This is a genomic window from Brevundimonas sp. Br13 (assembly GCF_055391505.1).
In genome coordinates, this window is record NZ_AP044008.1 from 826,788 (window position 1) to 842,010 (window position 15,223).

Consider the following 15,223-nt stretch of genomic DNA (forward strand, 5'->3'; position numbering starts at 1 on the left):
TTGTTAGTGTCTTTCTTCTGTTCTTAGATCAAGATTATAGATCGATACTCTTGGAGTTAGGAAATTTTAGCACGGCCATGGTCCGCCGCAACTCACAATAAGCTGCCATAATGTGGTAGAAAGAGCTTGCTGGCGCGGGCTCGTCAATAAAGCTTCCATTTTCGAGCATCTTGTCGCGCCAAAGACCTTGCGGCGTTAAATACCGCCATAGCGCTCGCAGTGCGTGAGCTGCCTGTTCGAGGCAATCATTCCGTCGCCCCCCCTCGTTTAGTTCTGCAAGGATTAGAGACGCCTTTAGCCATTCGGTCTGGGGCCAAAGCCGAGAGCGTCCATTGCGAACGCTTCCGTCCATGTTCATTGCGTCGATGGCGACGCCTCGCTTGGCGGGGACGCCACGCAAGCCGGATTCGTAAAGCCGCCATGCATCCGAGATCGCCTTCGAATCCTTTCGAGCCTTACCATATCGCGCCAGTAGCCATGCCCACTCGAACTGGTGGCCGGGCTCGATCAGTTCACCGTCCTCGCCGCTGGCAGGCGACCAGTCGGAGTTGAAATACTCGCGCAGGCTGCCGGTTTCTGCGTCGATGAAACGGGTGCGTGCCAGGAGGACAATCTGATCGGCCAAAGCGCTCCAGAGCGGCTTGCCGCCGCTCTGCTCCCAGGCCAGGGCCGCCTCCAAAAGATGCATGTGGGCGTTGGACTGATATGGATGGCCTCCCGCTTCCTTAATCCCCCCTTGGGCGTCCGCTGTCTGGATCAGGAGATTGTGAATCTCCGCCGCCTCACGCTCCAACTCAACATTTTCCGTGGCCTCGGAGATGGCTGCTAGGGCAAAAATCAAAAATGCTTGATCGTAAACCATGGCGGTTTCGTCGAGCGGCCTCCCCTCAGGCGACAGCAGCGTGCGCATACGTCCGTCCGGTCGCAAGTAGGATAGCCTAAGACGATCAAGGCCGCTGGCTACGACAGATCTCCAAGGCCCACGCCAGCCCTGCCGACCTGCTTCGGCGTACACCTGCAACTGGCGGGCCTGGACGCGCGCGCGGCGTGGCGTAGCGATTTGGCGGCCGTCCAGCGCGAGGACCTCTTCAAACCCGCCCGCCGCGTCCTGGCCGAGCGTCGACCAGATCGGCAGGGCAGCCTGCCTCATCCAGGTGGCGAGGCGGGCGGCGCCGGCTTCTAAAGACTCAGGAGAAGGATCGGCCGGAAAATCGAGATGCTGCGGCGACGAGATCCTCAGTCGCTCGACGACACGCTTGACGTCCTGGCTTCGTTTGAGATCGGTGACCAGGACCGCGTCTCGTTCGACAATGACGCCGACATCTCTCAGTCCTATGGCCGCCACCATGACGCCGTCGCAAGCCCTGACCAAACAGCCTTCGGAATCTTCCAGTATATGAAGGCCCACATCGCCCTCGCCCGACGCATGCACGGCGTCCCAGGCGCCGAGATCAGACCATTCGAATTTGACAGGGAGGACAGACGCTCGGGTCGTCTTTTCCATGACGGCGTAGTCGATTGAAATTTTCGGAGCCGATTTGAAGCCGTCGCCTAGAGTCAAGCACGATCCGTCGCTTTCCGCCTGTTCCAAAGCGACACGAACCACTTCTCCGACGGCAGGCGCGCGATCAGCGATCTCTTGGGCCAAGACATCAGCACGAACAATGAAGTTGCCGCTGTTCCAGAGGTAGCCCTCAGCGATGTATCGTTGGGCGGTGATCGGATCGGGCTTTTCTACGAAAGCCAGCACGTTCGAAAGCCCGAGACCTGTCGGCGCTATATAGCCGTAGGCGGAAGAGGGCTCTGAAGGAACGACTCCCAAGGTGACGATGCGCCCTTCAGCCGCTGCGGCGACCGCCTCCGCAATGGATTGCCGGAAGGCTCCGGCGTCCGGGATATGATGGTCCGACGCGACGAAGAGGTTGACGGCGGTCGGTTTGCGTCCCGCCGTCCACAAGGCGGCGGCGGCCATGGCCGCAGAAGAGTCACGTCCCTCAGGCTCCAGAATCACGGCGGCTGTGACGCCAATTTCTTCGAGCTGATCCAGTATCGTCTGCTTGTGAGACGCGCCGCCCACCACGACCAGTTCCCCGTCTTCACCCGCAAGTTCGGCGACCCGGGCGGCGGTTTCCTGGAACAGCGACCTGTTGCCCGCCAGGGGGATGAACTGCTTTGGGCGCGAAGGCCGGGACGCGGGCCAGAGGCGCGTGCCGGAGCCGCCGCACATGATGACGGGATAGATGGTGGTCATGCGTCTACGCCGGGATTTGTCAGATGGTGAAGCCTTTTAAGGGAATCGTTTTCCACCGTCACGCCTTTTACCGATTCTCAGTTGTATCGTGTGGAGCCGGCTACCGGACTTCGATATCCCGATATCAAATCGGCAGCACCGTCGTCGATTTCACCTCTTCCAACACCGCATAGGTCCGGGTTTCCCGCACGCCGGGCATCCGCACCAGCACGTCGCCCAAAAAGGTGCGATAGGCGTCCATGTCGCCGACACGGGCCTTGATCAGATAGTCGAACCCGCCGGCGACCATATGGCACTCCAGCACCTCCGGTTGGCTGCGGACGGCGGCGGCGAAGGCTTCGAAGACGTCGCCGGTGGTGCGGTCCAGCAGGACCTCGACGAAGATCAGCAGGTCACGCCCGACCTTGGCCGGGTCCACCAAAGCGGCGTAGCCGGTGATGATCCTGCGCTCGCGCAGCCGCTTGACCCGCTCGAAACAGGCGGCCGGCGACAGGTTGCACTGGCGGGCCAGTTCGGCGTTGGACAGGCGGCCATCGGTTTGAAGCACCCGCAGAATGCGGCGGTCGACGGCGTCTATATCGATCATCAGAAATCGGTCCCTTGCGCCGAATTATATTCGGATCAACCTCATATCATACGAAGCACCTTCAACGAACTCCGGCATATACGGCGTAAATCCACAGGATTTCTCGCCGATGACCACGCCCGCCTTCACGCCTTCGAGCCTGGCCGCCTGGGACGGTCTGGATCGGGACAAGTTCCGCGACGAGCGCGCGGTCGTCGCCGACAATCTGGCGCGCATCCAGCTGGACGCCGCCGAACGCGCCGCCGTGGTGGCGGAGGCGACGGCCCTGGTCGAACACGCCCGGCGCAGCCAGAAGAAGCAGGGGGTAGTCGAAAGCTTCCTGCAGCAGTTTTCGCTGGGCACCCGCGAGGGCCTGGCCCTGATGTGCTTGGCCGAGGCCCTGCTGCGCGTGCCGGACGAGGAGACGCGCGACCGGCTGATCGCGGAAAAGATCGGATCCGCCGACTGGGCGTCTCACCTGGGCCAATCCGACAGCCTGTTCGTCAACGCCTCGACCTGGGGTCTGATGCTGACCGGCAAGCTGGTGGATGTGGACGACCAGGCGCGCAGCGACCTGCCGGGCTTTCTGAAGCGGATCGCCGGTCGTCTGGGCGAGCCGGTGATCCGTCAGGCGGTGGCCACCGCCGTCAAGATCATGGGTGAGCAGTTCGTGGTCGGCCGCACTATCCAGGGCGCGCTGAAACGGTCGAACAAGGAAGGCTGGCTGTGCAGCTTCGACATGCTGGGCGAAGGCGCCCGCACCGTCGCCGACGCCGACCGCTACGAAAAGATCTACGCCGACGCCATTGAGGCGGTCGGCAAGACCTCGAAGGGCCAGGGACCGGAACACGGTCATGGCGTCTCGGTGAAACTGTCGGCCCTGTCGCCCCGCTATGAGGCGACGCACGAGGACGACGTCTGGGCGACCCTCTATCCCCGCATCCTGCGCCTGGCCCAGATCGCGGCCAAGTACGACATCAACTATACGATGGACGCGGAAGAGGCGGACCGCCTGGCCCTATCGCTGAAGCTGCTGGATCGGCTGGCGCACGAACCCAGCCTGGGCGGCTGGACCGGCCTGGGGCTGGCGGTTCAGGCCTATCAGAAGCGCGGGCTGGAGACGATTGAGCGGGTCGCCGACCTGGCCCGCCGCTCGGGTCGCCGGCTGATGGTGCGCCTCGTCAAGGGCGCCTATTGGGACACGGAGATCAAGCGGGCCCAGGTCTTCGGCCGCACCGACTATCCGGTCTTCACCACCAAGGCGGCGACCGATCTGAACTATCTGGTCTGCGCCCGGGCCATGATCGAGGCGGCGCCGGCCCTCTATTCCCAGTTCGCCAGCCACAACGCCCATACCCTAGCCGCCGTCCGCCGCATGGCGCGGGATCGCGGCGTCGCCGTCGAGCATCAACGGCTGCACGGCATGGGCGAGGCTCTTTACGACGCGGCGCAGGAGGCGTGGAAGGACGAGACCGTCATCGTTCGCGCCTATGCTCCGGTCGGCGGACATGAGGAGCTTCTACCCTATCTGGTGCGGCGCCTGCTGGAAAACGGCGCCAACTCCTCCTTCGTCCACGCCCTGCTCGACGAGCGGGTGCCCGCCTCGGCCGTCGCGGCCGATCCCATCTCCCTGGTCGAGCAGGCGCCCGACCGCCACCCCAAGATTCCGGTTCCCAAAGACATGTACGGCGATCGTCAGAACTCCCTCGGCCGCGACTTTTCCCAGGCCGCAGACCGCGAAGCCCATGCCAAGGCGTTGGAGACGGTCGATCGCGAGAAGCTGACCTCAGGCCCCATCATCGGCGGCAAGCTGCGGGCCGGGATCGACGCCCAGGCCGTGACCAATCCGTTCGACCGGTCGCAGGTTCTGGGTCATGTTTCTGAAGCGACGGCCGCCGACATCGACGCCGCAGTCGAGGCGGCCGCCCGCGCACAGATCGCTTGGGACCGCCAGGGCGGAGCCCAGCGTGCCTTGACGCTGCGCGCCATGGCCGACGCCTTGGAGGCCGATCTGGACCGATTGGTCGCCCTGCTCAGCCGCGAAGCCGGCAAGACCCTGAACGACGGCGTCGCCGAGGTGCGTGAGGCCGCCGACTTCTGCCGATACTACGCCCTGCTGGCCGAGCGCGACTTCGCCGCGCCCCAGACCCTGAAGGGACCGACCGGCGAGACCAACCAGCTGATCCTGCACGGGCGCGGCGTCTTCGCCTGTATCAGCCCGTGGAACTTCCCCCTGGCCATCTTCACCGGCCAGATCGCCGCCGCCCTGGCCGCCGGCAACGCCGTCCTAGCCAAGCCGGCCGAACAGACGCCCCTGATCGCGGCGGAGGCGGTGCGCCTGTATCACAAGGCCGGCCTGAACCCCGATCTTCTGGCCCTGGTTCCCGGACGCGGCGAGACGGTCGGCGCGGCCCTGGTCGCCCATCCGGGCGTCGACGGCGTCGCCTTCACCGGCGGCACCGACACGGCCGGCGCCATCAACCGGTCGATCGCCGCCCGCCCCGGCGCCATCATTCCCTTCATCGCCGAGACCGGCGGACTGAACGGCATGTTCATCGACACCACGGCCCTAAAGGAGCAGGTGATCGACGACGTGATCCAGTCCGCCTTCGGCTCGGCCGGCCAGCGTTGCTCGGCCCTGCGCATCCTCTATGCGCCCAAGGAGTCGGCCGACGCCCTGATCGAGGGGCTGAAGGGCGCCTTGGCGGTCCAGACCGTCGGCGACCCCGCCGATCCCAAGACCGACATCGGCCCCGTCATCGACTCCGAATCGCGCCGCGCCCTGGAGGCCCACGTCGAACGTCTGGCCCGCGAAGCCAAGGTGATCGCCCGCGCCGCCCTGCCGCTGGGTTCGGAAAAGGGCGATCTCTTCGCCCCCACCGTCGCCGAAATCCCCACGCCTGACTTCCTGGAGCGCGAGGTGTTCGGGCCCATCCTGCACATCTACCGCTACGAGCCGTCCGAGCTGCAATCGGTCGCCTCGCGCCTAGCCGCGCGCGGCTATGGCCTGACCCTGGGCGTCCACAGCCGTATCGAAGCCTTCGCCGCCGAGGTGACGGCCCTGGTCCCCGCCGGCAACGTCTACGTCAACCGCTCCATCACCGGCGCCGTCGTCGGCGTCCAGCCCTTCGGCGGCGAGGGGCTGTCCGGAACGGGCCCCAAGGCCGGCGGACCGAACAGCCTGATCCGCTATGCGGCGGAAAAGGCGATCAGCGTGAACATCGCCGCCCAGGGGGGCGATCCGGCGCTGTTGAATCTTTAAGGCGCCCAGGACTTGGGGTGCTTGCACTGAACGCGAACCGGTCTATGTTCCCCGCCAAATCGGGCTGGGCGGCCTTGGTCACGCTCACGGCGAAGATGGCGAGCACCCGTTCCTCATGAGCGTGATCAATTTAGCGAAGCGAAATCGCCGCATCATTCATGCGTTGATGATGCGCGAAATCGTGACTCGATTTGGTCGTGAGGGGTTGGGATTTTTCTGGCTCATCGGCGAGCCTCTTTTGTTTTGCCTGGGCGTGTTGGTCATGTGGTCGATCATCAAGCCTGAGTACGAGCACGGGGTAAGGCTTGGCCCATTTGTTATGACCGGGTACATGTCTCTTTTGCTTTTGCGACATCAGATCAGCTTCAGTATGGGTGCTTTGCAAGCAAATATAGGGCTTCTTCATCACAGACAAATAAAAGTGCTCCACCTTTATTTGGCACGAAATATTTTAGAAGGTCTTGGTGCCACCGCGGCCTTTATTGTGGTGTACGTTATTCTCATGCTTCTCGGTCAGGTGGCGCTACCGAAAGACCCAGGTCTTCTGTACCTGGGCTGGCTCATTATGAATTGGCTGGGTATGGGCTTGGCCATAACGCTTGCGGCGCTGTCTATACGGTTTGAGGTGATGGAGCGCTTGGTTCCTGTCCTATCGTATGCATTGATCCCGATTTCCGGGGCCTTCTTCATGGTCGATTGGATACCTGCCGCTTATCGGGATCAGTTTCTGTTGCTGCCGTTTCCTCATCCGATTGAAATGATACGTGCTGGCGTTTTTGGGGAATTCACGCCCACGCACTTTGATCCATGGTATGCAGTCCTGTGGGGCTTCATACTGAATTTCGTTGGTATGATCTTGTTGGCTGGCGCGCGCGACAAGGTGGATATTGAATAGGCGTGTCAGCATTTCGGACCTTGGAAATTTGATGTCTCAATCCCACCTCCGATATCTCGGGCCGCTTCAAGATAGCATTCTTGGAAGCAATAGGCCTGCGTACTTGAAACGTGTACCATGGCCATTCTTTTTAGTGGTTGTTTTGCCCACCCTTGTCGCAGCTGCGTATTTTTTACTGATCGCTTCTCCGCGGTACGTTTCCGAAGCGCGGTTCGTTGTCAGGTCGCTGGACACGCAGCGCCTCCCGTCCTCCCTCGGAGTCGCGCTTCAAAGTGTGGGGGTCGGTCCAAGTCAGACTGACGCCTTTGCTGTCCACGAGTATATCACTTCAGCTGAAAGCATTTCGGACCTTAAAAGGACCATCGATCTAGAGCGAGTCATGGGCCCTCCGTCGGCGGACTTTTTGTCGCGGTATCCGCGTTTGGGGGAGAGTCAGAACTCTGAAGAACTGCAAAAGGCCTTCGAACGGTTCGTAACGGTGGGGTACGATTCGACGACCGGCATTAGCACCTTGCGCGTTCAAGCATTCAATGCCCGTGACGCCAAACGCTTGAACGAGGCTCTTCTCAGGGGAGGGGAAGCCCTAGTGAATCGATTAAATGAGCGTGCGGCGGTGAATGCCGTTCTCGAAGCGACGCGAGCACGGGACGAGGCGCAAGAGAATGTCTCAAAAGCGCAGGCGCAACTCACGAATTTCCGCAACCGAGAGCGGATCGTGGATCCTGCGCGTGTAGCCGCAGAAAGCGTTCAACTCGTCGGCTCGTTGATGGCGACCTTAGCCCAGCTTGAGGCGGAACGCGCCCAATTGGCGAGCCAAGCGCCAGAGAGTCCTCAAATTTCATCTATTGACGCTCGGATCGTGGCCTATCGCCAACAGTTGGAGGTCGAAAGAGAGAAGATTGCTGGTCGTTCCTCTTCAATTGCACCACAGATCGGTGCCTATGATCAGTTGGTTTTGCAGCGGGAAATCGCAGATCAGGAACTTGCGCAGGCCACCGCGAATCTAGTTTCCGCGCAGCAGGAGGCGCGCCGACAGAAGCTCTTTCTGGAGCGTATAGTCTCCCCCGCTCTTCCTGATTCGCCCCAAGAGCCGCGCCGCCTAAAGGCGATTCTTATAGTGTTCGGGAGCGCGTTTTTGGCTTATGCAGTCGGGTGGTTGATCTGGGCCGGAATTCGCGAGCATCGACAAGAATGACGCAACCCGAACAGCCGCAGATTGGACTGCGCGTTGAAAATCTTGGCATGCGTTACAGGACTGCGAAGACGGCGACGTTCAATAGCCTACACTTTGACGTCGAGCGTAACGGGCGCCTAGCTATACTCGGTCGTAACGGGCAGGGAAAATCCACCTTAATCCGACTTTTGGGGGGGATCCTTCCTCCGACTAGTGGCCGAATACGTTGGTTTATGAAGCAGTCCTGGCCGATTGGATTTGGCGGCGGCTTCCAAGGCAGCCTCAGCGGTTTAGATAACATTAGGTTTCTCGCCCGTCTTTACGACCGAGATTTCTCCACTACCTATGCGCTCGTCGATGAGTTTGCAGAGCTTGGACGATCGTTGAGTGAGCCGGTGAAATATTACTCGTCTGGAATGAGGGCTCGCTTAGCGTTTGGTCTCTCGCTTGCGATTGAGTTCGACTGTTACCTAATCGACGAGTTAGTGGCTGTGGGCGATAGTCGGTTTCAGGATAAATGTCGAGTTGAGCTTTTTGAACGCCGGCGGGATCGTGCGTTTATGATGGCGTCCCATGATATGGGGTTAATCGCTCAGCACTGTGAAAAAGCGATCATAGTCGAAAGCGGAGTGGCGCGACAGTTCGACGATATTGAAGAGGCAATCGACGTTTACAAATGGCTTCGCGCTTCGTGATGGATGGAAGCGAAATGGCGAGCACAGCTTGTCTTGTGTATGTTGAATCGTCTCCACAATTTGAGTTTTGGGCAGAGCAAATACGCCGTGCTAATTATTTGCCGACGAGCGACATCGATTTCTTTGAGAACGCCCAGCAACCGCGGCTTATTCTCTGGCCCACGCTATATTGTGGGGCAGGGGACGACGGATCTACAGATGCTCTTCAAGCAAAAATCAGGGAGAAAACGGCGGTCCTCGCTAGGTTGAGTAACCTAAGCGTTCACCAGGTCCCACTAGTCGAACTTTCGCCTCAGAGCCTGTGTCCGATTTTACCCAATGGTGTTGAACTGGTACAGCCAGCAACTCACACTCAACATGAGACTGTTGAACAGGCATTAGGACTGTATCGTGGAGGGGCACCAAAAATTGGGGCCAAGGCATTCTGGCCGTGTGCGTTATTTAATCTCGACCAGAGAGGCGCTCATCTACGATCGCGGCTTAACGAGATGGAGTTGGTCGGTCGGGCCCGGCATCTGGTGTTTGGTCCGTATTTTCACCTACCGCCGGGTTTATGGCGAATAACAGTCTTTTTTCGCTGCGACGACGTGGCTGCTAAGCAGTGGCTTCGCCTAGAGTGGGGCGGGGGAGGCTTCGCCACCTACGATCTGACACCTGGCAATGGCGGAGGGCGTTACGAAGCGGTTATTGAGACGCGATTGAACGAACCCCAAGAGGTAGAGTGTCGCGTCATACTAACCGCGAGCGCGCTGGATGGGTGGTTTGCATTCGACGGGGCTGAAGTTGAAAAGATCGCCTAGTTGGGGTGTTACGCCAGTGGCGGAGCAAAGGAGGTGAGGTGCTCCCTTCCTGATCCCTCGTTTTGAGTGAGAGTCCGTTTCATCAAGGAGACGGACGTGAAGAAGAGCAGGTTCAACGAAGGGCAGATCCTCGGCGTGTTGCGGGAGCAGGAGGCAGGGAGCCCGACGGCGGAGGTTTGTCGTCGGCATGGGATCAGCGAGCAGACCCTCCATTGGTGGAAGGCGAAATACAGCGGCATGTCGGTGTCGGACGCGACGAAGCTGAAGGCGCTGGAGGACGAGAACCGGCGGCTCAAAAAGCTGCTGGCGGAGTCGATGCTTGGACGTTCGGCGCTGAACGATCTTCTGGGAAAAAACTGATCGGGCCTGCAGCGCGCATAGCGGCCGTGCTTCGCCTGATGGCAGAGCGCGGCTTCTCCCAAAAGCGCGCCTGCGGGCTGGTTTAGATCGATCCCAAGACGGTGCGTCACGAGCCTGAACCGGGCGACGCGGAGGTGCGCGAGCGGCTGCGCAGCCTGGCGGCCGAGCGCCGGCGGTTCGGCTACTGGCGCTTGGGCATCCTGTTGGAACGGGATGGCGTCAGCATGAACAAGAAGCGGCTGTTCCGGCTCTATCGGGAGTGACGTGACCCCCGTTTCTCATCCAGCCATAACGAGAGTCCTGGGTTGATCTGAGCTGGGGTTGGCGTGGTTGGCAAGAGGCCGGTCTGCGCAGCCATCAACCCGCGCAGCAGGCCGGCCGATGTGTCCGGTGAGCGCCTTTGCGTAGGCCTCGGGCGTCAGCCATCCCAGCTTCGAGTGCGGCCGGGTTTCATTGTAGTCGCGCCGCCAGGTTTCGAGCACGAGCCGGGCGTGCGGGAGGGACCGGAACAGCGTCTCGTTCAGCAGCTCGTCGCGCAGACGACCGTTGAAGCTCTCATTGAAGCCGTTCTGCTGCGGCTTGCCCGGCGCGATGTAGTGCCAGCCCACCCCCGTCTCGTCGGCCCAGGATAGGATCGCGTTCGAGGTCAGCTCGGTGCCGTTGTCGCTGACGATCGTCTCGGGACGACCCCGACGGACGATGATGGCATCCAGCTCGCGCACGACCCGCCGGCCCGACAGCGAGGTGTCGGCCACGAGCGCCAGGCACTCGCGGGTGCAGTTGTCGATCACCGTCAGGATGCGGAAGCGCCGCCCGTCAGTCATCTGGTCGGAGACGAAGTCCAACGACCAGCGCTGGTTGGCGACCAGCGGCTCATCCAGCGGCCGACGGGTGCCCATGGCGCGCTTGCGCCCGCCGCGCCGTCGGACCGTCAGCTTCTCCTCGCGATAGAGCCGCTGAACCCGCTTCCTGTTCACCACATGACCCTCGCGCCGGAGCATAACGTGCAGCCGGCGATAGCCGAACCGACGTCGCTCCTGGGCCAGGGTCCTCAGTCGATCTCGTAAAGCGCCATCGTCAGGGCGCGTCGCCCGATAGCGCACGCTGGTCCGATCCACGCCCAGCACCCGGCACGCCCGCCGCTCGCTCATCTCGTGGACCGACCGCAGGTGCGCCACAGCCTCTCGATGCGCAGCGGGCGTCACCACTTTTTTCCCAGCAGATCCTTCAGCGCGACGTTGTCCAGCATCGCGTCCGCCAGCATCCGCTTCAGCTTGGCGTTCTCGTCCTCCAGCGCCTTCAGACGCCGGGCCTCCGACACGTCCATGCCGCCGAACTTGGCCTTCCACTTGTAGAAGGTCGGCGAGCTTAGCCCGTGTGTCCTGCAAAGGTCCGCCACCGGAACACCGGCCTCCTGCTCGCGCAGGATCCCGATGATCTGCTCTTCCGTGAACCGTGATCGCTTCATTCCGTCCGTCCTTTCGAGGGGCGGATTCTAGCTATTCCTGGAGGAGCTTCAGGGGGTCACGTCACCGCCCTCTCGAGGTCCGGACGGTGGCGTCGCGTGGAAACTCTCAGAGGCAGGTCAGGCGTCCGTTTAAGCCTTCCTACATCATTCCAAGTTCGACCAAGCGACGGCGATAGTTCTCGGCAAGAGCCTTTCGCCCGAAGTTCTCTGCGATATGCGTCTTCGCGTTCTCTCCGACCTTCTTGGCCTGTTCAGGATTCTCATAGACATGGCGAATGAATGCGGCTGCCTGGTCTACATCTACCTCGGCCCAGGTCATTTCTGGACGCCAGTAAAGGTACTCGCGCTGAAGGACGGGAACTTGGTGGGCATCCACCAAATAACAGGCGTCAACGCCAGCAAACTCGGCGTTGGCTGAGTAGTTCGTCATGATCACCGGCTTACCCAAGGCCATGGCCTCCGCGGGGCCGTAACCGAACCCTTCCGATCGATGCAGACTTATATAGCAGTCAACTTCCTTCTTGAGCGAATAAAGCTCATCCAGCGTCATGGTTCTATTCACTAACGACACTCGAGGATCCGAGTCCACAAGCTCCATCAGCTCTTCGCCGCGGCCGTTAATAGCGTTCCAGTGATTGTTGGAGAAGTTCTGCGTTTTTATGATCAACCGGGCCTTCTCGGATCCTTCGGGGAAGGCCTTGAGGAAGGCGCGTACTACCGCGGCTGGGTTCTTCCGGTGGATGACAGAGTAGGAATCGAAAGAGAACATAACGATGAACTCGTCACGTTCCAATCCGAGGTCCGAACGGCTGAAATGGCGCTTCAGTACAGGAAGATCGACCGAAGTTCCTACATTGACAACTGGGACGCCCTTTTCACTGTAGCAGTCCTTTACGAACTCGCTGGGCGCCCAAATTTCATCGACCATGTCACAACCAAGTTGGTGATTGACCGGCATGGCTTCTGTTTCCCAGAAGAAATATCCGACGTTCCGTTCCTTGTTAATGAACATCGGTATCGTCGCGATGGCTTCAGAAAGAAACTCGGCATTATAGTGCCAAAGCGTTAACTTGGGCCTTTCGCCACGATAGTGGAGCTCTTTAGGTACGGACTCCAGCGGCGCCGACGGATTATCGAACATAAAGTTCATAACCCTCAGCCGACAGCCCAGAGTTTGAAGCGCATTCACCGACCGACGGGTGCCGGTACCCAAGCCCGACGCGGCCGAGAAGGGGCCGATCAACAGAATATCGATATCTTCCTCCTTGTCGCCAGGAAGATAATCGACCCCATACTGCGTCTTGAGACGTTGCCGAATCTGATCTTGTTCAATGCTCTCAACATCCGCTGTTTCGACATCCGGTGCGAGAATTTTCATCCGAGGGAATCTTGGAAGAACATCTTTGGCAAACCAGCTAACGATCGCATCCGCTTGCCTCAGGGCTTCGGCTGGATCGTTGAAAGCAAATCGCTCGGTCATCATGGCCAGGATCAGCATGAAGCGGCTGACACGCCGTTCCGCCCGTGCCGCAGGAGCTGCCCAATAGGCGATGACTTCTGGAGCAACCCCAAGATCATTCCCATCGCGAACGAAACTATGGACAATCAAGTCGAGGTTAAACGCTTCCCGCTCGCGCCAATCTGCCCAGTTGTAACGAGACCGATATATATCGACACGATCGTGGTGCGCACGAGCGCCCTTGGAAGAATAGTGCCTCCCGTCATAGGTATCTGGGGCGTTTAGTGCTGCGACCAGCGCTTGTGGCACCAATGGCCTCACGAGAACTGAGGATGCCAGCTCATAAATAACCAAACTGGAGAAACGGAGATACCCGATCTCAGTATAGATGTTGAACTGCTCGTCGTGTCTAAATCGCGTTCGCCAAACTTCATGCAAGAATGTCGTCATGGGGCCAAAGGCGCTGACGGGCTTATTCAAAACTTGAATCAGGGAGTCATCTATGCGCGGCAAATCGAACGGCCGGCCCGGCACGTATTCCAGTAGATACCAAACAATGAATGACAGCCGATCGCGATCCGAATTCAGGTGAAAACGATCTCGCATATCGTATCGATGCCACGTAGCCCACATATGGGCGGTCAGTGGAATGGGTGAATCCTTAAAAAGTGGATCCACCTTGCACAGAGTCGCCAGATTAGTGCGAGTGGTCATGTGAATATCCCTGGATTATCGGCGTGTCGGGGCACGAAAGACGGGGTCTTGGAAGAGAGCAAAACCCTCTGCGTGCTTTGCCTTCAACGCTCTAAGAAGTTCCTGGATTTCGATGCGTTCAGGCATGGTGAAGGTGCTGGTGCTGACTTCGTTCAGAACTTTTGAGCTCGGTTGTAGATCCGCCAAGGCGACGAAGGCGTGCAGGTTGTCCTTATCAAGGCTAAGCGCCGTCTCATAGTTTGCTTGGGCATCGTTGGGGCGGCCAGCCAGCTTCATCAGATGCCCCAGTTGAAGATAGGTGTCCGAATGGTTGGGGCGTAGGCGAAGCGCCGTGCGATATGCGGACTCTGCTTCCTCGTGGCTGCCAATATCCTTGAGCATATTGCCCAACTGGACCCAAACCCCGGCTTGGTCTTCACGAACCGATATGGCACTGCGGTAGCCAGCGATCGCGCCGACGAGATCACCGGCATCGCGAGCCTTGTCCGCCGCTTGGACATGCTTTCGAAAGCTGGTGTCCATGGGAGAGATGACCTTGGCGGCCTTTGCGGCCTGTCTGATCGGGGACTTCACGACATCAAACCTTGTACTCATTGAGCGGATTGAGCGCGTCAGCGAGTTCATCGCGCAAATAGAAATCGGACGTGGCTTTTAAGCCGTCCGCCATAGATATACGCTCGTTGAAACCTGTAAGGTGCTTGAGCTTAGATACGTCGGGAGCGCGTCGCTTGACGCTGCCGGCTGGCGAAGGATGGAGAGTGATGTCTTCGGCTACACCTTCTTGACGAAGCATGCGTTGGCCGAGCTCAAGCATGGTTATTTCTTCGGCCCCGCCGATATTGATGATTTCGCCTGCGGCAGCGTCCGCTTCGGCGACCATAATCGTCGCGCGTACAGAGTCGTCCACATATAGAAAAGACCGGGTGTCCTCGTAGCCGAACAGTTCGTAACGTCCCTCACGCATGCGGGCGTAGAAGTCAGGAACGACATGCTTGTCGCCCATGCGGGGGCCATAGGCGTTGTGGTACCGAATGATGGAGAAAGGAAAGCCGTAGGTCCGTCCAGCCTGAGCGGTGACGACTTCCCCGTGCATTTTCGAACCGGCATAGGACCAGCGCGGGTTCATGACATCATCCAGGCCTAACGGGACGTCTTCACCGGTCGGGACAGGCCAGCCGAAGCGAGTTACCGTCGAGGCGTAAGATTCGCTGGTCCCCGCATACACAAAACGCTTCATTTGCGGTGACCGCCCATAGCGTTCCGCCAGATAGATTGTAGGTAATGTGCACCCCTTGATTACGGCCATTGGACGCTCGTAGAAGTTCTGCGTACCGTTAAGCGCCGCCAAGTGATACACGTAATCCGCATCTGGCAGCGCATCGCAAGCAGACGGATCCGTCAAATCAACGTCTAGACGCTTCACGTTGGGGCGAGCTGTCAACGCATCATAGTGGGCGTCGTTTTCACCGCGGGCGAAGTTGTCTACGCAGATGACTTCAAATCCCTCTCGAGCAGACAAAGCGCGCGCAAGGTGAAAACCGAGGAAACCGGCGGCGCCGGTGACTAGGCAGGTGGTCATG

The 15,223-nt window shown here is 59.8% G+C and carries 12 protein-coding genes; 6 read left to right on the top strand and 6 right to left on the bottom strand.

Translation table 11 applies throughout. The annotated features are described in order from the left end of the window. Positions 1-34 precede the first annotated feature (34 nt). Positions 35-2,251, bottom strand: coding sequence for an AGE family epimerase/isomerase (locus ACZ5M6_RS04030; protein ID WP_227976034.1), 2,217 nt, complete (start codon positions 2,249-2,251; stop codon positions 35-37). Positions 2,252-2,375: 124 nt separating this feature from the next. After that, positions 2,376-2,837 carry an Lrp/AsnC ligand binding domain-containing protein gene (locus ACZ5M6_RS04035; RefSeq protein ID WP_054764580.1) on the bottom strand — a complete coding sequence of 154 codons (462 nt, stop codon included), beginning with the start codon at positions 2,835-2,837 and terminating at the stop codon, positions 2,376-2,378. 109 nt (positions 2,838-2,946) lie between these two features. Between ACZ5M6_RS04035 and putA the strand changes: the two genes are divergently transcribed. The 6 genes from putA (at position 2,947) to ACZ5M6_RS04065 (ending at position 10,265) form a co-directional block, all read left to right on the top strand. Further along, positions 2,947-6,078 carry a bifunctional proline dehydrogenase/L-glutamate gamma-semialdehyde dehydrogenase PutA gene (putA, locus tag ACZ5M6_RS04040; protein WP_464159732.1) on the top strand — a complete coding sequence of 1,044 codons (3,132 nt, stop codon included), beginning with the start codon at positions 2,947-2,949 and terminating at the stop codon, positions 6,076-6,078. A gap of 115 nt (positions 6,079-6,193) precedes the next feature. After that, positions 6,194-6,973: an ABC transporter permease gene (locus tag ACZ5M6_RS04045; protein ID WP_054764582.1), complete on the top strand. Its 780-nt coding sequence runs from the start codon at positions 6,194-6,196 to the stop codon at positions 6,971-6,973. Positions 6,974-7,352: 379 nt separating this feature from the next. Continuing rightward, a complete protein-coding gene (locus tag ACZ5M6_RS04050; protein ID WP_227976035.1) occupies positions 7,353-8,168 on the top strand; it encodes a KpsE/RkpR family capsule polysaccharide export protein in 816 nt (271 codons plus the stop codon). Beyond that, positions 8,165-8,842: an ABC transporter ATP-binding protein gene (locus ACZ5M6_RS04055; RefSeq protein ID WP_156314148.1), complete on the top strand. Its 678-nt coding sequence runs from the start codon at positions 8,165-8,167 to the stop codon at positions 8,840-8,842. The genes ACZ5M6_RS04050 and ACZ5M6_RS04055 overlap by 4 nt, the downstream gene beginning before the upstream one ends. An 896-nt stretch (positions 8,843-9,738) precedes the next feature. Next, on the top strand, positions 9,739-10,002 hold the full coding sequence (locus ACZ5M6_RS04060; protein ID WP_464159733.1) for a transposase: 264 nt from the start codon (positions 9,739-9,741) through the stop codon (positions 10,000-10,002). A 101-nt stretch (positions 10,003-10,103) separates the two neighbouring features. Next, positions 10,104-10,265 (top strand): hypothetical protein, encoded by a 162-nt coding sequence (locus ACZ5M6_RS04065; RefSeq protein ID WP_464159734.1) that lies wholly within the window; start codon positions 10,104-10,106, stop codon positions 10,263-10,265. Between the two features lie 15 nt (positions 10,266-10,280). Here the strand turns inward: ACZ5M6_RS04065 and ACZ5M6_RS04070 are convergent. From ACZ5M6_RS04070 to ACZ5M6_RS04085, 4 genes are all read right to left on the bottom strand, one after another. Then, a protein-coding gene (locus tag ACZ5M6_RS04070) for an IS3 family transposase (RefSeq protein ID WP_464159735.1) occupies positions 10,281-11,470 on the bottom strand; the annotation gives its coding sequence in 2 pieces (ribosomal slippage) (positions 10,281-11,212 and positions 11,212-11,470; 1,191 coding nt in all). Between the two features lie 139 nt (positions 11,471-11,609). After that, entirely contained in the window at positions 11,610-13,643 is a 2,034-nt protein-coding gene (locus ACZ5M6_RS04075; protein ID WP_152949388.1) for a glycosyltransferase family 4 protein, read from the bottom strand. A gap of 15 nt (positions 13,644-13,658) precedes the next feature. Continuing rightward, on the bottom strand, positions 13,659-14,216 hold the full coding sequence (locus ACZ5M6_RS04080) for a tetratricopeptide repeat protein (protein WP_194167000.1): 558 nt from the start codon (positions 14,214-14,216) through the stop codon (positions 13,659-13,661). Positions 14,217-14,220: 4 nt separating this feature from the next. Further along, positions 14,221-15,222: an NAD-dependent epimerase/dehydratase family protein gene (locus ACZ5M6_RS04085; protein ID WP_054764587.1), complete on the bottom strand. Its 1,002-nt coding sequence runs from the start codon at positions 15,220-15,222 to the stop codon at positions 14,221-14,223. Position 15,223: the final 1 nt, after the last annotated feature.